This window comes from Leptolyngbya sp. FACHB-541 (assembly GCF_014695875.1).
Lineage (GTDB): Bacteria > Cyanobacteriota > Cyanobacteriia > Elainellales > Elainellaceae > JAAUTN01.
The window spans coordinates 22156-44470 of sequence record NZ_JACJPC010000048.1 but is presented as its reverse complement, the minus strand read 5'-3'; the positions used below and the strand labels follow the sequence as shown (position 1 = coordinate 44470).

The 22315-nt window shown below is 50.7% G+C and carries 19 protein-coding genes; 9 read left to right on the top strand and 10 right to left on the bottom strand.

The window, feature by feature from the left end; translation table 11 throughout:
* The first annotated feature begins 2 nt into the window (after positions 1 to 2).
* Entirely contained in the window at positions 3 to 1877 is a 1875-nt protein-coding gene (locus tag H6G00_RS08845) for a GUN4 domain-containing protein (protein WP_190796473.1), read from the top strand.
* Positions 1878 to 2213: 336 nt separating this feature from the next.
* On the opposite strand, the gene H6G00_RS08840 is transcribed toward H6G00_RS08845, so the two are convergent.
* From H6G00_RS08840 to cysH, 3 genes are all read right to left on the bottom strand, one after another.
* Positions 2214 to 3677 carry a 1-acyl-sn-glycerol-3-phosphate acyltransferase gene (locus tag H6G00_RS08840; protein WP_190796472.1) on the bottom strand — a complete coding sequence of 488 codons (1464 nt, stop codon included), beginning with the start codon at positions 3675 to 3677 and terminating at the stop codon, positions 2214 to 2216.
* 48 nt (positions 3678 to 3725) lie between these two features.
* On the bottom strand, positions 3726 to 5042 hold the full coding sequence (sbcD, locus tag H6G00_RS08835) for an exonuclease subunit SbcD (RefSeq protein WP_190641811.1): 1317 nt from the start codon (positions 5040 to 5042) through the stop codon (positions 3726 to 3728).
* Between the two features lie 91 nt (positions 5043 to 5133).
* A complete protein-coding gene (cysH, locus tag H6G00_RS08830) occupies positions 5134 to 5868 on the bottom strand; it encodes a phosphoadenosine phosphosulfate reductase (protein WP_190796471.1) in 735 nt (244 codons plus the stop codon).
* A 103-nt stretch (positions 5869 to 5971) separates the two neighbouring features.
* On the opposite strand from cysH, the gene H6G00_RS08825 reads away from it, so the two are divergent.
* From H6G00_RS08825 to H6G00_RS08815, 3 genes are all read left to right on the top strand, one after another.
* Positions 5972 to 6253, top strand: a complete 282-nt coding sequence (locus tag H6G00_RS08825; RefSeq protein ID WP_190684783.1) for a glutaredoxin family protein — start codon at positions 5972 to 5974, stop codon at positions 6251 to 6253.
* Between the two features lie 26 nt (positions 6254 to 6279).
* Positions 6280 to 7782 (top strand): UDP-N-acetylmuramoyl-L-alanyl-D-glutamate--2,6-diaminopimelate ligase, encoded by a 1503-nt coding sequence (locus H6G00_RS08820; protein WP_190796470.1) that lies wholly within the window; start codon positions 6280 to 6282, stop codon positions 7780 to 7782.
* A 380-nt stretch (positions 7783 to 8162) separates the two neighbouring features.
* Positions 8163 to 9821, top strand: coding sequence for an ATP-binding protein (locus H6G00_RS08815; RefSeq protein WP_190796469.1), 1659 nt, complete (start codon positions 8163 to 8165; stop codon positions 9819 to 9821).
* Between the two features lie 72 nt (positions 9822 to 9893).
* Here H6G00_RS08815 and H6G00_RS08810 read toward each other — a convergent pair whose 3' ends face one another.
* The 6 genes from H6G00_RS08810 to H6G00_RS08785 all read right to left on the bottom strand — a co-directional run bounded on the left by H6G00_RS08810 (position 9894) and on the right by H6G00_RS08785 (position 15661).
* A complete protein-coding gene (locus H6G00_RS08810) occupies positions 9894 to 11009 on the bottom strand; it encodes a hypothetical protein (protein ID WP_190796468.1) in 1116 nt (371 codons plus the stop codon).
* Between the two features lie 165 nt (positions 11010 to 11174).
* Positions 11175 to 12287 (bottom strand): LptF/LptG family permease, encoded by a 1113-nt coding sequence (locus H6G00_RS08805; protein WP_190641873.1) that lies wholly within the window; start codon positions 12285 to 12287, stop codon positions 11175 to 11177.
* Between the two features lie 128 nt (positions 12288 to 12415).
* Positions 12416 to 13144 (bottom strand): LPS export ABC transporter ATP-binding protein, encoded by a 729-nt coding sequence (gene lptB, locus H6G00_RS08800; protein ID WP_190641817.1) that lies wholly within the window; start codon positions 13142 to 13144, stop codon positions 12416 to 12418.
* Between the two features lie 104 nt (positions 13145 to 13248).
* A complete protein-coding gene (locus H6G00_RS08795; protein ID WP_347278166.1) occupies positions 13249 to 13719 on the bottom strand; it encodes an LptA/OstA family protein in 471 nt (156 codons plus the stop codon).
* 318 nt (positions 13720 to 14037) lie between these two features.
* Positions 14038 to 14478: a DUF309 domain-containing protein gene (locus H6G00_RS08790; RefSeq protein WP_242042196.1), complete on the bottom strand. Its 441-nt coding sequence runs from the start codon at positions 14476 to 14478 to the stop codon at positions 14038 to 14040.
* 4 nt (positions 14479 to 14482) lie between these two features.
* Complete coding sequence (locus H6G00_RS08785; RefSeq protein WP_190796466.1) at positions 14483 to 15661, bottom strand: DUF58 domain-containing protein; 1179 nt, start codon at positions 15659 to 15661, stop codon at positions 14483 to 14485.
* A 129-nt stretch (positions 15662 to 15790) separates the two neighbouring features.
* Here H6G00_RS08785 and H6G00_RS08780 point away from each other — a divergent pair, with 129 nt between their 5' ends.
* From H6G00_RS08780 to H6G00_RS08760, 5 genes are all read left to right on the top strand, one after another.
* Positions 15791 to 16117 (top strand): DUF6825 family protein, encoded by a 327-nt coding sequence (locus H6G00_RS08780; protein WP_190641820.1) that lies wholly within the window; start codon positions 15791 to 15793, stop codon positions 16115 to 16117.
* A 162-nt stretch (positions 16118 to 16279) separates the two neighbouring features.
* On the top strand, positions 16280 to 18046 hold the full coding sequence (locus H6G00_RS08775) for an AarF/ABC1/UbiB kinase family protein (RefSeq protein ID WP_190796465.1): 1767 nt from the start codon (positions 16280 to 16282) through the stop codon (positions 18044 to 18046).
* A 36-nt stretch (positions 18047 to 18082) separates the two neighbouring features.
* Positions 18083 to 18826 (top strand): protein phosphatase 2C domain-containing protein, encoded by a 744-nt coding sequence (locus tag H6G00_RS08770; RefSeq protein WP_190796464.1) that lies wholly within the window; start codon positions 18083 to 18085, stop codon positions 18824 to 18826.
* A 345-nt stretch (positions 18827 to 19171) separates the two neighbouring features.
* Complete coding sequence (locus H6G00_RS08765; protein WP_190641822.1) at positions 19172 to 19366, top strand: NblA/ycf18 family protein; 195 nt, start codon at positions 19172 to 19174, stop codon at positions 19364 to 19366.
* Positions 19367 to 19848: 482 nt separating this feature from the next.
* Positions 19849 to 20730 (top strand): universal stress protein, encoded by an 882-nt coding sequence (locus H6G00_RS08760; RefSeq protein ID WP_190796463.1) that lies wholly within the window; start codon positions 19849 to 19851, stop codon positions 20728 to 20730.
* Between the two features lie 20 nt (positions 20731 to 20750).
* Here the strand turns inward: H6G00_RS08760 and H6G00_RS08755 are convergent, their stop codons facing one another.
* On the bottom strand, positions 20751 to 22289 hold the full coding sequence (locus H6G00_RS08755; RefSeq protein WP_190641876.1) for a serine/threonine-protein kinase: 1539 nt from the start codon (positions 22287 to 22289) through the stop codon (positions 20751 to 20753).
* Positions 22290 to 22315: the final 26 nt, after the last annotated feature.

Genomic DNA, 22315 nt, shown 5'->3' with positions numbered 1-22315 from the left:
TCATGGGCAAGTTGGCGCTGTTGATTGGAGTCAGTGAGTATACAGACGGATTGAATCCGTTACCCAGTGCCGTGCGAGATGTGGCAGCCCTGAGACAGGTATTGCACGATCCTCAGATTGGCGGATTTGATGAAGTCACTGTGCTGTCTAATCCAGAGCGGCAAGACATGGCGGATCGGCTGTACGACTTCTTTACCAACAGCAAGAAGGACGACCTACTGTTGCTGTTCTTTTCAGGACATGGGGTAGTGAATGAGTGGGGCAGTTTTCATTTGGCTAGCCGATCGACTCGTAAGCAGCAAGATAAACTCATGCCCACCACTGCTATTGCTGCCTCTGAAATTCAAAGCTGGATGGCAAGCAGCCGAGCGCGTCGTCAACTAGTCATTCTCGACTGTTGTTTTGCTGGCGGATTTGCGAAAGGCATCACGGCAAAAGGGGAGGGAACCATCGATATTCGATCGCAGTTAGGGGGAGAAGGACGAGCGATTTTAACGGCAGCAACCTCGACCCAATATGCGTTTGAACAAGAAGGACTGGAGCTATCCATTTACAGCCATTACCTGGTAGAGGGTTTGGCGAAGGGCGCGGCGGATTTAGACGATGACGGTCACATCTCGGTGCAAGAGTTGCATGAATACGTCGCTAAAAAGGTGAAAGAAGCGGCTCCAGCAATGACTCCAGAGATTTACAATCTGTCGCGAGATACAGAGCCAATTTTGATCGCTCGATCGCCCAAAGATGACCCAGCGGTGAAGTACCGCAAAGAGGTGAGGAAACTAGCAGAAGAGGATGAAGGTGAATTGGGCTATATCAATCGTTGCTATCTAGACGACCTCCAGAGAGATTTAGGGTTAGACTCACCAATCACTCAAACAATCGAAACGGAGGAACTAGAGCCATATCGCCAGCGCAAGGCAAAAGAGGTGCGATATCGTGAAGTATTTGAGGGGGCAATTCAACAGCGTTATCCTCTAACTGACCAAGATCGCAATGGGCTAAACCGGCTTCAGAAGTTGTTGAGTTTACGCGACGAAGACATCATCCGAATCGAACAAATTATTCTGAATGAACGGCAGCTTCCACGTCCACAACCGACCCAATCATCACAAACAGCCAAATCTGCCAAAGCGTCTGCACCCAGTTCAACGCCGGTACATCCTAAACCTCATCCTGCTCCAGTTTCAAGACCACAACCTGCACCCAGTCCTGGAACCCCTGTTACAGCTCCGCAATCTTCGTTTTCCCAAAGTGAAATTCCTCCTAGTCCAAAATCTGTTTCTCAAACTAGCCATTCTCCTGCATCCCGTCTATTAACTCGTCAGCAGTTCCTCAAATGGGTAATTCCAGCAGGGGTTGGAGTTGTTGGAGTAACCGTTGCCAGCCAATTTCTAGGAAAGCAACCTGCTCCATCCGTTGATTATTCTAAATTAGAGGAATTTCTCAAAGCAGAGCGATGGGAGGACGCTGATCAAGAAACTAACAACTTAATACGGGAAGTAGCGGATTGGGGAAAGGAAAGGTCGCTAGACTCCGACAGCATCCGAAACAGTCTTTGTGAGGCGCTAAGGCAGATCGATCGCCTGTGGTTAGACAATAGCGAAGATAAATTTGGCTTCAGTGTTCAAAAGGAAATTTACCTTAAAGACTGCGGTGGCAACTCGGATGGAAATGATGAAGAGGCAATTAACTGTTTTGTTGATGCTGTCGGTTGGTATGGGAACAATTCTTCCCTCGAAAGAGGAGGGTTCCCGAGGGGTGGAGAGTTGTATCAAGTGTGGGCGTCGGAAGGCGGTGAGGGTGCAGAGTGTGAAGGGAATTTGGTGTGTGTAGCTCATGTAATACTTGGGTTTCTTCTTTCGTGCAGAAGTTTGTGAACTGTAGCACTTAACAGTTCCAGCCGTTTCTAACGTAGATTCTTCATTTCAGCCTCCCGTTACCTGGCACTTGGGCAAGTGTGAATGAGCAAGAGATCTGGCACAATTTACAAAAGAGCGGCACAGTTTTGTGAAGCCAGAGTTCCTAATAGTTTCGAGCTTCTAGCCCACTGCTAGTCATGACCGCTTAAACATAGCTCATCTTAGGTTGTCAGAAGCTAAAACGCTTACTTAGAGCTGTGCTGACCGGTTGTTCTATTAATTTACGAATTGCGCCGTATTTTTTGCTCATTCACATTTGTGTGTACACCGTCTCCCTTTTCAGGGAGACTTTGGTTAGTCTAGGGGCTTTGCTTGATTGGCGCTCGCTTCCATCACAGTCTGCAATTCTTTCGTCAGGTTAGCCACGGCTTGGCGGCGGCTAATCTGATAAGCCTCCCAATAATCTGAGACGGAAATGGGTTCACCGACCGTCATCTTGACCTGCTGCTGCCCCAGCTTTGGACGGGGGAAGGGAGATTTGCCTTTGATGCGTGTCACCATATCCCACAGCAACAGCGTTGTCTCAGCAAAGCGCTCGACTGTGAGCTTTTCGGCGACGTAGTGTCCCGTGACGCTAACAAAGGTTTCTACCAGGCGCATGTGCCACAGCCGCAGGTCGGCTTCCTCGGCGACGCGGTCAGCCAAGCCTCGCTCGACGGGAGAAAGGGCTTCAATTTGCTTCAGGTCTTCCCGATAAATTCGATCCCAGCCAGCCTGCTCCAGACGACGACAGCGATCGCTTAAATTTCCTTTGGGCGGTAGGTCAAAAAACTGTTCTGCCACGCTCAGAGCCGCACTTAGCAAAGCCTGGAGACGATGAGCAAGCTGTTCGTTAGAGCTGAGGGAAGAAACGTCCGGGGAACCTTCAGATGATGTCGAAGCTGCTGCTGGAACAGCCGGGAATGATTGACCGTAAAACTTCTTGTAAAACTGCTCCATCAGCGTCAGCAAATGTTCGCCCAATCGGTAGAGCCTGCGGTAGAGCAGAGTTTGGCGATGCGAAGCAGTTCCCCCTTTGGGGTAATCGCCCTCACTCCCACCTACTGCCGCCGCTTCTGGAACCAACCCGCTTTCCAACTCCAGTCGGCTCAACAACTGTTCTACCAAGTCCCAGGGTGGTTCTACATAGCGATACTGGATGCCAATGGGCACGATTAAGACCTGCTCCGTCCGTCCTGCCTTGTGCAAATCCTCCACACACCAAAAGCCAAACTGAGCAATCCCCGGTTCGATTGGGCTGACAATTTCGTTGTGTCCATTGGTTGCCCCTTCAGGAGCCGCCGCCATAGGAAATTGTCCATTGGCAAACAGTTCTCGGATCGAGCGCAGCCCCATCAGATCGACCTTACCCCGCCGAATTGGAGTTCCCCCTAAGCGCGAGTAGAGCCAACCAACAAATTTACCTGCCCACAGCGGAATTCCCCGGTCATAGATAAAGTGGGCATGGATCGGAGCTTTGACCGGAATGCCCTGCTGCCGCATCGTCTGAGACACCTGCCGCCACAGCATATCTGCCATGCTGTAAGGGTCGTTGGTACTAGGATGGCGAAAGGCAATCAGTAAGCGGATCTTGCCGTCCTGAAACTGTTTGTATAGTTGTGCCAGGGTTTCAAGATTGCTGACCTCAATGTCTGTAATCCCAACTCGCCAACGTCGCCAGGTGGGCAGCAGCGATCGCACCGCTCCAAACACCAGTGGATCAAACTGAGAGGGAATAAACTCTAGCGGCGGTTGAGCGTGGATGTTGGGATTGGGCATTGGTCACAGCAGGGCGATGGGAATCAGGCGATTTAGAGCCATTTACCATTAAAGCAATCTTAGTTGGGCCTCCACTGCTTCGATGGCGGGGCGATTGCCAAAATCATCCTCCTCCAGCAAATCCACCTCAGCCGCACCCAGCCAAACAGCCTGTTCCTTTGCCATTAAGCTTTGAGCCACCTCCAGCATTTCACCTGCGATGTCCTTCAGGTTGGGCTGATTGTCCAGATACGCTTGCAGTGCCTCAATCGGATCAATGCCGCTGCCTGCACCCAATTCAGGTAATCGAGGACGAGCAAGCTGGCTCACCAACTCAGCGTGAATCGTGTATGTATGAGCAGCACTGAGCGCATCATGCAACGCAGCACTGTCAATTTGGCTAAGCTGATCCGAGCGAAGCTGATAGACCAGACGGACCACCGCCTCTTCAATTGTTTCTAGCTGAATCGCCTGGAGTAACGCCGCTTGCGGATCTTCTACCTTAGATAAATCGACTCGCAGCGTGCGAAACGCGCGGACGGGTAAAGGACAAAACTCTAGCTGAGTGCGATCGCCCTCTAGCTCAACCAGCACATAGCCCTTCTCCTCTTGCTCTTCGCTAAAGTCAACCCGCTCAATACTGCCCGGATACACGACTGGCGGCTGCTCCGCCAAAATCTGATGTCGATGCACGTGCCCTAACGCCACATAGTCAAAACAGGGACGGTTGAGCAACGCCATCGGCACTGTAAACCCCTTCCCAACCGCTAGAAATCGCTCCGCCCCAAATCTTGCCGTATCAGTCATCAAATGAGCCAGCAGCACCGTTGGAATATCTGGATCAAGCCGCCGAATTTCCCCTTCTAAGGCAACCCGTAGGCGATCGATCAGCAGATCGTTCACCTCTACCAGAGATAAACCTTCCGTTTCAGGACGGGTGAGCAGGGTGGAACGGGTGAGCCAGGGCAGCGTAATGATTTGTATGGCTCCGCTGCGGGTTTGAATCGTGTGAGTTTCGAGGCGATCGCCCACCACAAATCCTGGAATTCCCAACGTGCGATAAATGCACAGACTCGCACCCCCCTGACCCTGAGCGTGCTGGTCATGATTTCCTACCAGCAGCACTGTCGGAATCTGAGCATCCACCAAACGGCGAAACTGCGCCGCAAACGCCTGTTGCACAATCGGCGGCGGTGTCGCATCGGGGAACGCATCCCCACCAAACAGAACTAAATCAACTGGTTCAGAAACTGCCCGGTCAATACACAGCCCCAGCGTCTTTACAAAATCTTCGAGCCGCGTATTCAACCCCGTCTCCGGGTTAATTCGCCCATGCGAAAACCCGCTACCCAAATGAATATCCGAAAGATGAAGAATCTTAACCATCGAGCCATGCGTTGACAGCATTACGCTCAACGGTAGCACGATGGCTAAGGACTGGGAGCTAGCCCCCAGTCCTTAGCTCTTAGCCCCTTCCTCAAATATGAATTCCACACTCCGTCTTACCTGTGCCGCGCCAGCGTCCGGCCCGCTCGTCTTCGCCTTCGGCAACGGGAGTCGTGATCGGTTCATCGCCAATACTGGGATAGCCCTGGTCGTGCAGCGGGTTGTAGATAACGCCATGCTTTACGACATATTCCCAGCTTTGCTTGCGAGTCCAGTTAGCTAGCGGATTGACCTTGAGACGTTGGTTTGCGTCTAGCTCTAGAACGGGCATATCAGCACGAGTGGTTGCCTGATCGCGGCGACGTCCCGTAATCCAGGCTTTGCTGTCCAGTTCTTTTAGGCTGCGCTGCAAAGGCTCAATTTTGGTCAAGTGATGAAATTTCTGAATGTCAGTATCCCAAAGCGCTTCACCGTACTGTGCAGCAAAGGCTTCACGAGTTGCCACGTCGGGAATCTTGTAAGTTTTCAAGTCCAATCTATAGATTGCTTCAGCTTTAGCAACCAGTTCCAGGGTTTGCGGGAAGTGATGCAGCGTATCCAGGAAAATCACAGGAACGGGTTGAGCAGGGATGATTTGACGATAGAGAATGTCCGTGATGATCAGATCATCGACATTAAAAGCACTCGTCTGCACCAGCCCAGTTGGGAAGTTAGCCACACACCAAAAAAGGACTTCTGACGGATGAGCAGTCTCAAATCTTTGGTTTAGCTCATCCAGGTCAAAACTCTGATTCTGGCTTTTGCGCTCTACGAAATAACTAGTCATTTCTTCAGTAAGCTTATTTGTGTTTCTACAGACAATTTTAGCTTGAGAGAAGGCTCGTATTCCGATCGGAAAACAGGTCTTACTAGTTCATGAGAGATTTTCTATGCGGTTAATTCTATACAGCAAGCCCGGATGTCATCTGTGTGAAGGACTTGAGGAAAAACTAGGGCAAATTCAAACGCTACAGTTTGAGCTAGAGGTGAGAGACATTACCACTCGCAAAGATTGGTTTGAAGCCTTTCAATACGAAATTCCAGTCCTCTTTCTGGAAGCAACCTCCAACCCCCAATCCCCAATTCCCCTCCCTCGCCTCTCCCCTCGTGCCACGATCGCCCAAGTGGAGCAGATGCTACAGAAATATGGGGTAGGAAATAGTTCAGAATAGGCGCAGCAGATGTGAGGAGTTGTGACATGAAATTACGAGAACTCTTGATGACTTTGCCCGAATCTGTTCAGGTACTAGAGCATCCGGCTTTAGAGGCTGAGGTAAAAGGGTTGGCGACCAATTCTCATGCCTGTCAGCCAGGAGATTTATTTATTGGGATGCCAGGAACACGGGTAGATGGGGGTGAGTTTTGGCCAAGTGCGATCGCCACAGGGGCGATCGCTGCCCTAGTTTCTACCTCAGCCGCTCAAAAACAGCCTTTAACAGATTCAACGGCTTGCGTCATTCCCGTAGCCGACATGGTGCAGGCTTGCGCTCAGGTAGCGACGGCATTCTATGGCTATCCGGCACAGCAGCTTCAACTGGTCGGAGTGACCGGTACTAACGGTAAGACAACCACGACTCACCTAATCGAGTTTCTGCTGAACCAGACACAGCAGCCGACCGCCCTGATGGGAACGCTCTACACTCGCTGGGCGGGTCATCAGCAAACGGCAGTTCATACCACGCCCTTCGCGGTGGAGTTGCAGCAGCAGTTGGCTGAAGCGGTGGCAGCAGGCTGCAAGCTAGGTGTGATGGAAGTCAGTTCTCATGCGCTGGCGCAGGGGCGAGTGATGGGTTGCCCCTTTGAGGTAGCGGTGTTTACCAACTTGACTCAGGATCATCTGGACTATCACCGCGACATGGAAGACTATTTTTCTGCCAAGGCGCTGCTGTTTTCAACGGACTACCTCAAAGGTCGAGCAATTGTGAATCTAGATGATGCTTATGGACAGCGGCTAGTTCAACAATTGCAGCCTGAGCAAGTCTGGACGTACAGCGTTACGGGTCAGACGGCAGATTTGTGGACAAGCGATTTGGTATATGAGCCAGATCGGGTAAAAGGCGTTTTGCATACACCCAAGGGAGAGACAGCGTTTCAATCTCCGCTGGTCGGGCAGTTTAATTTGTCAAATCTGTTAGCAGCAGTAGGGGCAGCGCTGCACTTAGGTGTGGAATTGGAGGCGATCGCCCACTCCTTGCCTCTCTTCACGGGCGTTCCTGGACGGATGGAGCAGGTGCAGATTACTCCAACGCAAGACATCAACGTCATTGTGGACTATGCTCACACGCCCGACAGTTTAGAAAATTTGCTAAAAGCAGCACGTCCTTTCATTCCGGCTCGGATGATCTGTGTATTTGGCTGCGGGGGTGATCGCGATCGCACCAAGCGTCCCCTCATGGGCAAAATTGCCGCAGAATTGGCAGATTGGGCAATTGTCACCTCAGACAATCCCCGTACCGAAGATCCAGAGCGAATTTTGCAGGACATTCTCACCGGCATTCCCGATACGGTAGAGCCGCTAGTCATTGGCGATCGTGCCGAGGCAATTCGCACCGCTATTTTGCAAGCTAAGGCTGGAGATGGCGTACTAATTGCTGGAAAAGGGCATGAAGACTATCAAATTTTAGGTACAGAAAAAGTTCACTTTGATGACCGAGAACAGGCACGGGCAGCCTTGACTGAGCGGCTTGATCAGGCAGATTAATTCGACAGAATGAGGCAGATTTCTGATCGAAATGTCTATCTATTTAGCTGATGCAAATTTAGGAATGGTGGATAAATTTCTAAACCAGGTTTAACCTAATAAGCAGTGAACTTACGGTTGAAATCTGTCTTGAATAACAGCTCAAACGTGAAGCGTATGAGCCTTTAAAGTGATTCGTTTTGAAGCTAAAGCTTTTTCTCAAAGATTTTTAGTTGCCAAAACGAGTTAGCCTTATGTCTTTATAGTTTGTGTTAAACCCTGGTCTAGAAAATCATTCAGATTTTTTGGCGAAATGCTCGACGCGCTAGTACATAGCAGCAGTGGCTATCGCCTTGTTATTGCTGCTATAGCCTCATTCCTCTGTTCATCACCTCACCCTCATGAACTCATCCAGCCTCCAGGACGTTTCCCTTTATGAGCTAGCCCACAGCTCAGAGACCGCTCCTCGTCCTTTGCAGGTTAGCCCGACTATCTTTAAGTCCATGGTCAGTACCTTGATGGACTTGCTGCTTGACCAAAGAATTCCTGCAACTCTATGGCTAAAACTACCCCGTGGCGAAGCTTGGCAATCTGAGATTGAGCGTTTTCAAAAGTCAGTCAGTGTTCCCTCTTCGCTATACATTCTCAGTTCTCATCGGGAGGAGGCTAAAAAGCAAACCGCGATCGCAGACTTTGATCAATTCGACCCGTTAGCGCCATCAGACCCACTAGCCGAACTCGAACCCGAAGCAACAGACGAGCCACAGGAGGCTTCATTCGCAGCACCGACCGATGAACTAGAAGATGAATGGTTGGACGTTCGCGATCCCGTGCCCCCTTTGACTGGACATGCGGGTAGCCTGACCTTACCTCTGGCGGCTGAGAGTAACTTGAGGCGAGAATACTTTTTGCTGGTGTTGTCAGCTGATTTTTGTGGGTTGGTGCTGGCTCATCGACCTCGTTCCATGCGATCGCCCCGAGATAGTGACAATCAAGACACCCTATTCAGCAGCCCTAAATCCATTCCAATAGGTGACGAAGAGGTCGATCGCAAGCATCCCTTATTGGGACTTTTCACCCTGAATGGTGAAACGATCCAGCAAGTTTTAGAAGGAATCCATCGCGCCGTTTGTTTTGGGCAATCGCAGGCTGAACCAACTGCTGAAATTGAAGAACTGCTAGTTAATTGGGATGGGTTTGTCGAGCAAGTGACAGATTGCCCACTCAACCCAAGCCTGTTGAGCCATTTATTTACTAAACAAGTTCAGCGACAAGAAGAAATCTGGTACAGCACGGCACTCTGGCGCAGACAAGCGGATGCGGCGGCAGCGCTTCAGCTTGAAAATGAGGAACTGCTCCATTCCATTCGGCTCAAGGACGAATTTCTGAAGCATGTTGGGCAAGAGTTGCGGACACCGTTGACCACCATGAAAACGGCTCTTACCCTACTTGCTTCTCCCAGTCTTAAGACGACTCAACGCCAGCGTTACATGGAGATGTTGACCCACGAGTGCGATCGCCAGAGTTCTCTCATCACCAGTGTGCTCGACCTAGTGCAGATTGAAGATGCAGTTGACACCCCGATGCAGCCGCTACGCCTGATCGAAGCAGTCCCCGGAATTGTCAGCACCTATCAGCCGCTAGCTCAGGAAAAGGGCATCATGCTAGCCTACACTGTGCCTGAAGACCTGCCACCCGTCTCCTGCCTGCCCAACTGGCTGAGGCAGATCGTCATCAACCTTCTGCACAACAGCATTAAATTCACCCCTGAAGGCGGACAGGTGTGGGTCAAGGCAAGACAACAGGGCGACTATATTCAAGTAGAAGTGCGAGACACCGGAATTGGCATTCCACCCGCCGAAATCCCCCGAATCTTCGAGCGCTTCTATCGAGTACGTCAGGGTGGTGCAGACGACCAAAACGGCGCGGGTTTAGGGCTGTCCATTGTCCATCAGCTTTTGCTGCGCTGTGGTGGCTCTATTTCAGTGAGAAGTAAACCCGGCGAGGGGTCGGCTTTTATCGTACTGCTACCGCTCTATAGCTCTAGTCATAAAGGTTAAGACAAAGAAGGGAGGCAGGGCTAAACCTCCTGTCTCCCTTCTTTTTAAGAAGTAAGTACTATAAGTTGGCGTTTAAGGATTTGAGAAAGTCTCAATCTCTCGTCCCCCAATCGAGTACCCTGCACTCGTACGAGGTACTGAGAAAGGTTGAGGCGGGGGTTGAACCACCTGGGGCTGTTGCACGTTGGGAACTGGAGAAGTACCGCCTGCTGTTCCACCGCCGTAGGGAGTCTGGACCGGTTGCCCAATTCCAGGTTGAGCAGGAATGGTTTGCGGCAAGACTTGCGGAGCCTGCGGTAAGCCAGGTACAGCCTGAGGGCTAACCGAATTGGGGCTAGTTGGGCTGGTATACGGGCTATTGCGACCGTAAATCAGTGAAGGCGGAATCGTGTAGCCCGTCGTTCCAGGGGTTGGAGAAGTTTGAGGGGCATATTGCTCTACCGGTTGAGGCGGCAGATAAGTAGGAGTTGCCGCTGGCTGTCGCCTCGTATCGCCTGAGGCTGTCTCAGAAGACTCAGCCTGAGACTGAGTTTGAGTGGTGGGCTGGTTAGCAGAATTAGCGTATTGCTCAACTGCTGAGCGAAGTGGACTAGCAGGAGGAGTAGCTTGGGCGGCTGTGCCCAACCCAAAGCCAGGATTTGGTGCCCCAGCCGAAGCAGAATCAGCAGTAGTCGAACTTCCGGGCAACAAAGTGGGATTGTTGAACAGGTTCAGGCTCAAAGGTTGACCACCTTGAGCATAAGCTGACGAAAATGGAGAAGACTGACTAGTAGACTGGGGTGCCCCACTGACCAAAGGTGAATCCGTCGGCCGTAAGGTGGACGCTTCCCCATCTTCCCCATCTGCAGAGCGTGACGGCGGAGCCAGCAGATCAATTTCTGCTTCTTCATCAAAGTCACTAATCTCGTTTCTCAGGACCGAGAGACTGTCGATATCCATCCCGATCGCACTGTCTTCTTCGGGCGGCAAGGCATCAGGGTCAGCCGTATCAGTTGCGTTTTCAGCTTCAGGAGAGACGCGATCGCTCTCACTCACGGTTAACCAGTCTGGGCGCTGCAAAAGGGTGTAAACGGAGAACAAGGTCAGCAATAGGATTGCCGCAGATCCCCAAACCGCAGGGCGCTTTAGAATCCGCAGCCGCGCTTTGAGATAACGAACGGAAGCCGGAGAGTGATTGAGAGGTGACATGGTTATAGCAGTCCGAACTCTACAACAAATCCATTAGCTGAACTTGATTTTGTTCTATCCTAGCCGCTTCTTAAAATTTATACCTGCTTCTATATGAAGTCTTCTTCAACACTTCATACAGAAATCTGCGTAGATTTGTTAACATCAACGCCTTTAATCAAAGCCCTAGCGAGAAGCCCGAACTAACAGGAAACCACCAGCCACCAGCCCAAGCAGGTTGGGTAGCCACGCTCCCATAAAGGGCGATAAAACTTCGTTTTGGGCGAGGGAGCCAGTGACCACCGCAGACAGGTAATAGCCAAAGATAATCACCAGGCTGATGGCAAAACCCGTTGCTCTCCCTGTGCGTCGCGATCGCGTCCCCAGTGCGGCCCCAACTAGCCCAAACGCCACACAGACAAAGGGCAACGAGTATTTCTGCTGAATTCGCACTCTTAGCTTGCGAATCTTTGCCTCATCCCCACCCTGTTGTAGCAGCGCCATGTAATCTAGCGATTGTTTGATATTCATTTCGTCATAGTCACGTCCTCTGGAGGCAAGGTCCAGCGGGGTGCGCGGCAACTGAATTTGCTGCTGCTCAAAGGTGACGATATTGCGAAACGAACCATCCGACGACACCACATAAATGGTGCCATCAAAAAAATCCCAGGTGCTTTGAGCTAGATTCCAGATGGCGGATTTGGCGCTAACAATTTGATTTAGCCCTTCTCGCGAAAAGTCTAGAATGGTTAGCCCCTGCATCTCCCGTCCGTTAAACTCTCTGGCATAGAAGAGCCGCGCTAGCCGCTGCTTGCGATCGCCATCATCTTCGACAAACTCCTGAAATTCTTGATAGAAGATGTTTTCTTCCTGAAATTCAGGTCTTTCATCCCCTAATGCCCGCTCCAGCGTCGTTGCTGCACGGTAGTTAGCCGCTGGAACAATTAGCTCGTTAAATACAAACGTCAGCCCCGTCACGATCGTACAAAGCACAACAGCCGGAAGCACCAGACGAAACACACTGATGCCACAGCCGCGCAGCGCCACCAGTTCACTGTCCGTGGAGAGCCGCCCATACGTCATCAGGGTAGCCAACAGCGAGGAGGCAGGAAAGCCATAAACCATGAACTGAGGAAAATTTAACGCTAGTATCTCTACAGCTGTAGAGATTGGCAATCCAGACTCCGTGACACGACGAATCAGGTCAAACAGCGCCCCTACCGAAACACCAAGGGACGAAAAAATTCCCACCCCAAACAAAAAAGGCAGTGTTAACTCCGTGGCAATGTAGCGATCCATCACTGACAGTTGAGGCAGCCAGTTCCACAGGTTAAGTTTTGGATTAGCAAGTTTTGAGAAACCTGAATTCATAAAAGCTGAATCAGCAACAGCATCGGGGAATTGAGGGGAGACTTTATAGAGTAGCCTTACGGTTGGAAACTGTCACCCAGATAGTATTGGCGCACTAGTGGATTACTGTAAAGCTCCTCCGAACTGCCGGATGCTAAAATTTGCCCATCTCGCATGATGTAAGCACGATCGGTGATTGCTAGGGTTTCTCGAACGTTGTGATCGGTAATCAAGATTCCCATCTGGCGATCGCGCAAGTTAGCAATGATCTCTTGAATCTCAGCAACGGCGATCGGATCAACTCCCGCAAACGGCTCATCTAGCAGTAAGAATTTTGGTCCATCTTGCCCAGACGCTAGTGCTCTAGCCAATTCTGTACGCCGTCGCTCTCCTCCGGAAACTTTAACTCCAGAAGTAGCAGCAACTTTCTCCAGGCGAAATTCCTTGAGCAGTTGATGTAACCGATCAACATGTTCGTAGCGCGGTACTCCTGTCTGCTGCAACACGAGCAAAATGTTGTCCTGCACACTGAGATGCCGAAAAATACTAGGTTCTTGAGCCAAATAGCCAATTCCCAATTTAGCCCGCTGGTGCATTGGCAAATCAGTGATGTCCAAGTCATTTAGCCAGACTCTACCCTGGTCAGGCTTTTCCAGCCCTGTTGCCATGTAAAAGGTAGTCGTTTTTCCTGCCCCATTTGGACCAAGCAGCCCTACCACTTCTCCTCGCACTACCGAAAGGTTGACGCGGTTAACTACTGCGCGTCTACCGTAGGATTTGTGAACATTCTCCAGGACAATCTTCAAGGTTGACCCTCAACGGTAGTTATTGCAAAAGGGTTAGCCCTAATCCTATCAGAGGCAGTTCATTCGTTATAGGACACTGTGCCAAAAGCGGCCCCAAGCAAAAACTAGGGACTAATGGGTGTCTTAAATTCTGGCTTGGGGTTAAAGTCTGACGATTCTTCTGACGATTCTTCCGTTGTAGAGACAGGAGTCGTCGTCGCAACAGGGGCGTTAGGGTCAGGCACGATATAGATTGACTCAACCTGCCGCTGATCTTCAGGAAGGGCTACAAATCGTCCTTCGTCGACTAGATAAGTAATTGTTTCGGCGCGCATACTATTGCCCTCTTGCAGGACATAGACATCGCCACTGAGGACAATTCGCCGTTCACGGCTATAGTACTGAGCCTGGGCAGAAGTGGCTTGAATTTGCCGAGCCGGGTAGTTAATCTGCACATTGCCACGAGCCGTTACTACGCCCGTCACGGCATTGGCTTCCTGCACATCTGAGCGCAGGGTCAACGGTTGGTTGGGTCGCTGGGCTGGGGCATTCTGAGCGATCGCCAAAGGTAGAGGCAAAGGAGCGATCGCCCCCATTACCGCAGCAAAGACCAGCGTCAGTTTGAGGAAAGGCAGGTTGAAGCGGGAGCGAGACGCAGATTTCATAAACGAAGTAATAGAACTTTTAGTAGGAATTAGGTAGTAAGGCTTAAAACTGAACGCTAGCCAAGTGCAACAGCTTCTAGTTCTAGCGTAGATGCAGCTAGTTTATATGCCAATATTACCCAACCAGAGCCTGATCACAAGAAACAAGCAAGCTCTATAACGTCCTTGACTCTCCTATCTTCACAGAAGTTTCAGCCTCAACAGAACTTTTGTTAAAAAGTTTGTACCTTTGACTCACTTCAGCAAGAACTAGCTCACTGATTGCGATCCTTCCTCAGCTTTTGAGATAGTCGGCAGCTTCAAGGAGCCGGTTGAGGCGAGGCGATCGCCCGCTTCCATTTGTACCAGATCCGCCACTCGCTCTGCTCCTACCTGTTGCAACATCGCCAGCAAATCTGCCGCCTGATTTAACAACTGCGTCACATTTACTCCAGAATAAACGGGTTGGTAGTGTCGCAGCCGATTCATCCCCTCTCCCAGCAGAATCACCGCCCCTCGCCAATTGTGATTGCCCAAATGGTGCAACGCCACTGCAATTTGTAGTACCCCTTGGTAAAACCGCTTTTCTGGCTCCACTGAATCCATCCACAGTGCCTCTAGCGTGTCGTGGCAATCATAAAACTCGCGCTGATTGAACTGCTCCACGCCCTGCCAAAATTCCTCTGGGATTTCCTCCATCTCTTCATTCATTCGTTTAGTGTCGCGGTAAAGGTGCCTGAAGTTGAAGCTGTAGGTCTTTTTCAGGTTGAACTACAAAACCGGGATGGCTGGAGCTGAGCGATACGTTTGATAGCGGCTTCTCAGACCGAAACTCATTGGAATTTCTCGGTGACCACAGGAGCCAACGACCACCTTGGGGTAAATCACTGAGGCTATCTGGATTTTGGCTGAGCCACACCAGAGACAGCGGAGGGAGGCGATCGCCCGTCTCCTCTTCTCCAGCATACGTTTCTGCCAACGCTTCCAACACCGCTTGTCCACCCCGCAACAGTCCCGTTCGAGCGGTCCAGAGGCTGACCTGAAGCTGACGCTGAACTGCATAAAAATACAGCGAAGCCGCCGCGATCACCGCTTGCTCAAAGTCATCTCGCTCCCAGGCGATCGCACTGTCCAAAGCAATGACGACTTCCTGCCCACCCGTAAACATCTCTAGCTCTCGCACCCTTAGCTCTCCGTAGCGGGCGCTAGTACGCCAGTGAACCAACCGAATTGGATCTCCCCAACGGTAGGGACGTAGCGTCCGCGTTACTCCCTCTGTTGAGCCTAGAGCACGGTAGCTGCTCTGCACCTGAGCATTCACGTCCCTCCCCATTTCATCAATCAAAGGACACTGACTCAGAGGCAAAACGATGGGGTAGACAATCGCGATCGCCTTTGCCGTTCGACTCCGCCGACTCCAAAATAGTCCCAGCGGTGCAGCCGTTCTTAGATTCACCGTATGCCAGCGATACACGCCCCGTCGCTGAGTCGGCTGCTGATAAACCCAGCGCTGCATTCCCCTTGCTGGAATTAGCTCAAACGCCTGCTGCACTGGCTTGTTCAACACATGAGGCAGCATATCTTGAACCTCAATTAGCGTTTTGGGCTGGGTTGCTGGGTTGTGCAATTCCAGTTCAATCGTGAGCGGTTCACCCGCACTAACAGGTTGAATCGGCTGTCGGATCACCCGAATCTGCCGCAGCGATCGCCGGGGGAGGATGGTGGCGATCGCCAACAGCGCAAAAATTACCCCACTAATCACATACAGCCAACCCGACATCGTATTCGTCGCCGATGCAAAGAAAAACAGCGACAGCCCCGCCAACAGCCAGCCGCTATAGGCAGGCTTCACCCAGCGAGTCTCCAGCCAATCACTAATCTGCCGATATTGCATAGGAATTTTGCGGATGGGGGATTAAGAATTAGGGATTAGGGAATGGGGATCAGAGGCTAACCCCCAATCATCTCCCCCAACCTGAGTAAGCAGGCTATAATTTTTGCGGAAGCGTAACATAATTTGCACATGAGTAATCCCCTGGTTCATGCGTTTTTTGTAGGCAGAGCTTTCGCAGAAGCGCTCGGCGAGCAGCTTGAAAACGCTGTAACTGACACCCTTAGCGAGCTCGGCAAATTTGATGCGGAGCAACGCGAACGTCTACGACAGTTCACAGAGCAAGTCATCGAACGAGCCAATCGTGAAGAAGAATCTGCTATGCAGGGTCGTACAACCTCAGCCTTAGTGCGTCGCGGTTCGCAACCAGAAGACCTGCAAGCCACCATTGACGAACTTCGGGCAGAGGTTGCCCAACTTCGCGCCGAGCTTCAGCGCTATCGCAGCCGATCGTCCTGATAGCTTAGCGTTCTAGCTCCACTGCACTTTAAAAATCTCAAAAGCTCACCCCTTGGTAGGCTTTAAGTAACTTAAAATCTTTCTCCTGAAGTTTCTTTAAGCACTTGAGTGTCTGTTCCTCCTGATGATCCCATTCAACCTGCACGGAGTGCGAGGCAAGTAATGTCGGCGCTTCCTTCTCAAGCTGAACTAGAGTCAAGTGACGCACTGGTCGGGTCAGACCGTGACCTGTCAGTTCGCAATCGATTTAAGCCCAATTCTGCAAAGGCTTATCGCTGGAGCCGTAAGAATTATTCTCGCCAGCGTCGCTTCATCGACATCTGGACCTTTGTGCTAAAGCTTTTAGCAGCCCAATGGTTCTACAAAAAATCATGGAGCTATCGAGGCGGAGCAACTGAGGAAAACAAGTCCCTCCGACGTCGAGCGCTGGCAATCTGGATTAGAGAAACATTCCTAGATCTTGGCCCCACCTTCATCAAGCTGGGACAACTCTTTTCAACCCGCGCTGACTTGTTTCCAGCGGAGTATGTTGAGGAGCTAACCAAGCTTCAAGACAGAGTCCCTGCCTTCAGCTATGAGCAGGTTGAGGCAATCATTCAGGAAGATTTTGACAAAGCGATTCCAGGGCTTTATCGCAGTTTTGACCCCATTCCTCTAGCAGCCGCTAGTTTAGGACAGGTTCACCGAGCTCAGCTTCATTCCGGTGAAGAAGTTGTGGTAAAGGTGCAGCGTCCGGGGCTAAAGAAACTGTTTGAGATTGACCTGCGGATTCTCAAAGGAATTGCCCGCTACTTCCAAAACCATCCCAATTGGGGGCGAGGTCGCGATTGGCTGGGAATCTACGATGAGTGCTGCCGCATCCTATGGGAAGAAATTGATTACCTGAACGAAGGACGCAACGCAGACACATTTCGCCGCAATTTTCGGGGTGAGGATTGGGTAAAAGTTCCTCGAATCTACTGGCGCTACACGTCTCCAAGAGCGCTAACCCTAGAATATGTCCCCGGAATCAAAATCAGCCACTACGAAGCACTAGAGGCTGCGGGATTAGACCGCAAACTGCTTGCTCAGCTGGGCGCTAAAGCCTATTTGTATCAGTTGCTTAATGATGGGTTTTTCCATGCTGACCCCCACCCTGGCAACATTGCCGTTAGCCCAGAAGGATCACTAATTTTTTATGATTTCGGCATGATGGGGCGAGTTCAACCCGTCACGCGGCAAAAACTTTTACAAACCTTTTTTGGCATTGCTCAAAAGGATGCTGATCAGGTCGTAGCTTCCCTCATTGAGCTAGGGGCACTGGCTCCAGCAGAAGATATGGGTCCAGTGCGACGATCGATTCAGTACATGCTGGATCACTTCATGGATCAGCCCTTTGAGCACCAATCTGTCAGCTCCATTAGCGACGACCTCTACGAAATTGCCTACGACCAACCCTTCCGTTTTCCCGCAACCTTTACCTTTGTAATGCGAGCGTTTTCAACACTGGAGGGAGTCGGGAAGGGACTAGATCCAGATTTTAACTTTATGGAGGTCGCAAGACCTTTTGCGATGCAAATTATGACAAACGGACATTCTTCAGAATCCAGCGGTTTGTTTAGCGAGTTAGGTCGTCAAGCCGCTCAGGTGAGCAGTACAGCGCTGGGTTTACCTCGCCGTATTGAAGACACCATTGAGAAGCTAGAGCGGGGAGATTTGCGAATTCGGGTGCGATCGACTGAAACCGATCGCGCCCTACGTCGCCTCAGCAGCGTTAACATGGGGACTAACTATACTTTGCTGATCGGAGCCTTCACATTGTCGGCTACGATCTTGTTAGTAAATCAGTACGTTTGGTTGGCAGCACTATCAGCCATCGCAGCATCGGTTGTTGCAGTGGCTCTAGTTCGGCTCTTAATGAAGCTTGACCGACTTGAGCGTATGCTTTAAAGATCTAAATTCGCTTCCGATGCAAGCAGCTACTCTATGAAACGCCTCTTCACGGGTCTTACTGACCCTGGATTGATCCGATCCGTGAACCAGGATGCCTTTTATAACGACCCAGATGGGCGTTTTTTTATCGTGGCAGACGGCATGGGAGGTCATGCAGGCGGTCAAGAAGCAAGCCGAATTGCAACCTATGCAATCCAAATGCATCTGGATAAATACTGGGCTTCACCGGAGCAATCTAAGATATTGCTGGAGACAGCGTTTCTAGAAGCAAATCGGGCTATCCTAAACGACCAAGCGGCTCACCCAGAACGCTCTGACATGGGAACAACGGCTGTCGTGGTCATTTTTCGGGATGAGCAGCCTTACTGTGCCCACATTGGAGATTCACGGCTTTATCGCCTACGAGGGGCAAAACTAGATCAAATCACGGAAGATCACACTTGGGTGGCTCGGGCCATGAAGGTAGGAGATTTAACTCCCGATCAGGCTCGAATTCATCCTTGGCGACACATTTTGTCGAAGTGTTTGGGACGAGAGGATTTACGTCAGGTGGATGTGCAGTCGTTTGATTTGCTGCCGAGCGATCGCCTCCTACTCTGCAGCGATGGCTTGACCGAAGAGCTTCCCGACCATTTGATCGCCTCCTACCTAAAAGGGATTCGCGCTTGTGACAAAGCAGCTTTAACCCTGGTAAGCGCAGCAAAAGACAAAGGTGGGCGAGATAACATCACCGTCGTGATCGTTGGCAGCGACAGCTCCGCCCGTGCTGAAGAGTAACCCTAGTCGAGCAAGCTTCACCAAAATCGGATTGGGTTAAATTTAGTTTACTTTGAACTTTTTTACAATTCGTAACTTGCTAGAAATACCTATAACCTACGAGCAGAGGGGCTTTTGCAGATCCCCGTCTTTCGGATTATGCGGTTTTCGAGCAAAAGTACCCTTATGGGGATAGGCAATTTGTCAAACGATTGTTATCTTTTGTAATATAAAGCGATCCTAAAGCTTGTTCATGGGAAACCTGAAGCGTAACAACGATCGCCGAATAGATTTCGAGGAGCTTGCAATATCTAGTTAGATTTGCACACACCGCGAATTCACTCACTACCCCAAGAGGAGTCAATCATGAACCAACCAATCGAACTTTCTCTGGAACAACAGTTCAGCCTTCGGTCGTTTGAGACTCAGGTTGAGCGGATGAGCCGTGAACAAGCTCAGCAATTTCTAATCAAGCTGTATGAGCAGATGATGTTAAGGGAGACCATGTACAAGCAGTTCCTCAAGCATCAGTGGGGCATTGAGGCTGGTCCCCAGTTCTAAGTTCTGCTTTTGTCGCAGTGGGCGACCTCCCTCTCTTGCTAAGTTCCTGCTGGGAAAAGAGCTGGGGATGCTGGGGCGTCAACTCTTCCCTTGATACGGAAATTGCTTTCCTGATGTCACTTAGCTCCGTACAAGTCCGTTCGCTACAGTCTTCTCCTGTGAACCTTTTGACTGCATATCTGTGAAGACGGACGCATTACCACGCGAGTTTGTCTGTCTTTGAACCCTGTTGCGCTGTTTACGTGATTCTTGGCAATTGCTCACCTCTGCACAGCAAGCCGCTAGAATTCAACTAAAAATCTAATCACTAATATCGCTTTTGTTTGGTGCGTAGGTAAAACTTTTAGACCTACGGTTGCTGCTACACGCATTGCCCTTGAGGTCGGGCAAGCGCTCTAGGTTGCAGCAAGACTCTATGGTAAGGATGTTAGGGTTAGGAGGAGCTGAATAATGTGCTAGACCTTCAACCCAGACCTTAACCTATGTTTCAGCGCGTCATCATTTGCACAGATTTTTCGGACGGCATATATCGCCTAGCAAATTGCGTTCCCAGTCTCGCTGCTGGTGGCGCAAAACAAATCATTTTTTTACACGTTATCCCCCTGTCTGATGAAAGGGAGATCCCTCGTCCTAATCCGGAGAAGATGCAGGCTGCACGCGAGCGCCTCTCTGTGGCTCTAGAAAACGTGCCTAATGGCGTTGATGTCAAAGTTGTAGTTGAGTCAGGTAAACCTTCTGACCACATCGTCAGCACTGCCAAAGCCCACAATGCTGATTTAATCGTTCTGGGAATGCCCAGTCGTAACTTGCTTGCCGAAAAATTGTTTGGCAGCACAACGATGAACCTGTGTCAGCGAATGGCAATTCCAGTGATGACGCTGCGCCCCCAACTCGTTTCTACCTACACAGTGGAGGAGCTAGATCTGCGCTGTCGTCATTTGTTTCGCTATCTGCTGTTGCCCTATGATGGCAGCGCGCCCTCCCAGTACTTACTTCAGCAGGTCAAGCATTACGCTCAACAACCGGATAGCTCACTGGAGTGCTGCTTCCTCTTCTGGGTCGTTGATCCATCTGGGCGTAGCAGTGCAGTCTTAAAGGAATCTAGGGCAAAAGAGGCGGAAGCTAAGCTAGCAGAGGCTAAAGCTGACCTGGAGAAACTGGGATTAAGAGTTGAAACTGAGGTACGCATGGGCGACCCTATCCTAGAGGTGCTAAAAGCTGCTGAGGTGCATGATATTAGTGCGATCGCCTCCTCATCTGGCAGTTTGGGTAAGCTGATCGAGTGGTCAGTACCCAGCTTTACAGGCGAGATTCTACGCCGGAGCTGGCATCCAGTCATCTATTTTCCCCCTACAAGAGGGTGAGTCGGCGCAACTAGCAATATTCAACCCGACAGGTCAGTATCTTCCTCGAAGTAGAGAGATTCTAGCTTCATCAAGATTTTGGGCTTAATTTTCTCTAGTTCTGCTTTCAAAACGCTCTTGCTGATATGAGCTTGAGAGATCGACCCACGGGTTAACTGCCCCGTTGTTGCCCAGTCGAGCAATAGCTTGCACTGTGGCACGGCGATCGTTGAATTGACCACATTGGCACAACGCTTCGGTTCTTCTTGGGCAAAAAACAACACCCGATATTCCCCTGACTCGCCTAGTAGCCGAGTCATTTTTTGTCCTTGAGGGGTTTTTAAGTCTAGATAGCAGGGCAGCCAGCGGGGACCGTATTTCCGGTTATAGAGGACGGTGAGCCATAGCATCATGGGATGGGGCGCTTCTAAAAACAAAAACTGGTTGTAGCGAGTACCCGTTTCCCGCTTTTGAACTTCTTTTTTAGGCAACATCACCCACAGGGTTGCCAAATGACCTTTGCTGGTGCGAAGCGGATGGTGAAAGACAATTTCAGCGATCGGCTTATCGTCGGGCCAAGAAGCAAATCGACAGATTTCTATGACGGAGAGGGAGTTAGAAAGGCGCTCAGGCTTTCTGACGACTTCTTTTTCTTTGAGAATCTTGCTCCACTGTTTGCCTAGTTCTCTGCCATGGCCAAAACGCTGCTCTAAAGGCTCCAGAGCTTTAATGATTTCAGCAACCGTTTGGGGGCGATCGCCTGGTGACTTTGACAAACAGCTCATCACCAGATTTTCTAAGGCTTTTGGTGGCTTGAGGTCCAGGTTGAACGACTCAAAGGTGCGGGGCTGCTGAAAATGATGGGTCTTATACCAACCGCCAAACGTGTGCGTGTCAGCATGAAGCGGCATTTTGCCGGTCAACATCTGAAACATCATTACGCCCAGGCTATAAATATCCGAGCGTCCATCTAGCTCACGCCCCTCCATTTGCTCGGGCGAAGAGTACGCCAGGGTACCCATAAAGCAGTTGGTCTGGCCGCTGTCTGCCTGAAGCATTTTGGCGATGCCAAAGTCCAAAATTTTGGCCATTTCTCCCAGACTGTCATCCTGAATTATCAGAATATTGCTGGGTTTGATATCTCGGTGAATCACGGGGCAAAGATCGCCGTCAACCTGAATCCCTTGATGGGCGCGCTGTAGACCGAGACAAACGTGACGAGTCAGGTTTAAAAATCGAGGCAAAGAAAGCGGCTGATGGGCAATTAAATCGCTCAGGCTTTCTCCGCGCAGATACTCCATCACGTAGAAAGGGATTTCGTCATCATTCACGCCATAGTCAGTCACTCTGACAATATGAATGCTCTTTTGCCCTAGCAACGCACAAGTTGTCGCCTCTCGCACAAAGCGATCGCGCATTTTGTCATTGAGCAGCGTCTGCGAGAGAAACTTAATGGCAACGGGCACCCCTCCCAACAGCACGTCCTTAGCTCCATAGACGCGGCCCATAGACCCCTGTCCCAGCGTCTCTATGAGCTGATAGCGGTTTGCTAACATGCAGCCAATGTTTGAGTCTGTCATCATGGGGCGGACTCCTCACACCAAAA

Bases quoted from the DNA above. Each gene is read 5' to 3' on its own strand.
- H6G00_RS08845 (WP_190796473.1), top strand. From the start codon at position 3: ATGGGCAAGTTGGCGCTGTTGATTGGAGTCAGTGAGTATACAGACGGA.
- H6G00_RS08840 (WP_190796472.1), bottom strand. From the start codon at position 3,677: ATGCCCAATCCCAACATCCACGCTCAACCGCCGCTAGAGTTTATTCCC.
- sbcD (WP_190641811.1), bottom strand. From the start codon at position 5,042: ATGGTTAAGATTCTTCATCTTTCGGATATTCATTTGGGTAGCGGGTTT.
- cysH (WP_190796471.1), bottom strand. From the start codon at position 5,868: ATGACTAGTTATTTCGTAGAGCGCAAAAGCCAGAATCAGAGTTTTGAC.
- H6G00_RS08825 (WP_190684783.1), top strand. From the start codon at position 5,972: ATGCGGTTAATTCTATACAGCAAGCCCGGATGTCATCTGTGTGAAGGA.
- H6G00_RS08820 (WP_190796470.1), top strand. From the start codon at position 6,280: ATGAAATTACGAGAACTCTTGATGACTTTGCCCGAATCTGTTCAGGTA.
- H6G00_RS08815 (WP_190796469.1), top strand. From the start codon at position 8,163: ATGAACTCATCCAGCCTCCAGGACGTTTCCCTTTATGAGCTAGCCCAC.
- H6G00_RS08810 (WP_190796468.1), bottom strand. From the start codon at position 11,009: ATGTCACCTCTCAATCACTCTCCGGCTTCCGTTCGTTATCTCAAAGCG.
- H6G00_RS08805 (WP_190641873.1), bottom strand. From the start codon at position 12,287: ATGGATCGCTACATTGCCACGGAGTTAACACTGCCTTTTTTGTTTGGG.
- H6G00_RS08795 (WP_347278166.1), bottom strand. From the start codon at position 13,719: ATGGGGGCGATCGCTCCTTTGCCTCTACCTTTGGCGATCGCTCAGAAT.
- H6G00_RS08790 (WP_242042196.1), bottom strand. From the start codon at position 14,478: ATGAATGAAGAGATGGAGGAAATCCCAGAGGAATTTTGGCAGGGCGTG.
- H6G00_RS08785 (WP_190796466.1), bottom strand. From the start codon at position 15,661: ATGCAATATCGGCAGATTAGTGATTGGCTGGAGACTCGCTGGGTGAAG.
- H6G00_RS08780 (WP_190641820.1), top strand. From the start codon at position 15,791: ATGAGTAATCCCCTGGTTCATGCGTTTTTTGTAGGCAGAGCTTTCGCA.
- H6G00_RS08775 (WP_190796465.1), top strand. From the start codon at position 16,280: ATGTCGGCGCTTCCTTCTCAAGCTGAACTAGAGTCAAGTGACGCACTG.
- H6G00_RS08770 (WP_190796464.1), top strand. From the start codon at position 18,083: ATGAAACGCCTCTTCACGGGTCTTACTGACCCTGGATTGATCCGATCC.
- H6G00_RS08765 (WP_190641822.1), top strand. From the start codon at position 19,172: ATGAACCAACCAATCGAACTTTCTCTGGAACAACAGTTCAGCCTTCGG.
- H6G00_RS08760 (WP_190796463.1), top strand. From the start codon at position 19,849: ATGTTTCAGCGCGTCATCATTTGCACAGATTTTTCGGACGGCATATAT.
- H6G00_RS08755 (WP_190641876.1), bottom strand. From the start codon at position 22,289: ATGACAGACTCAAACATTGGCTGCATGTTAGCAAACCGCTATCAGCTC.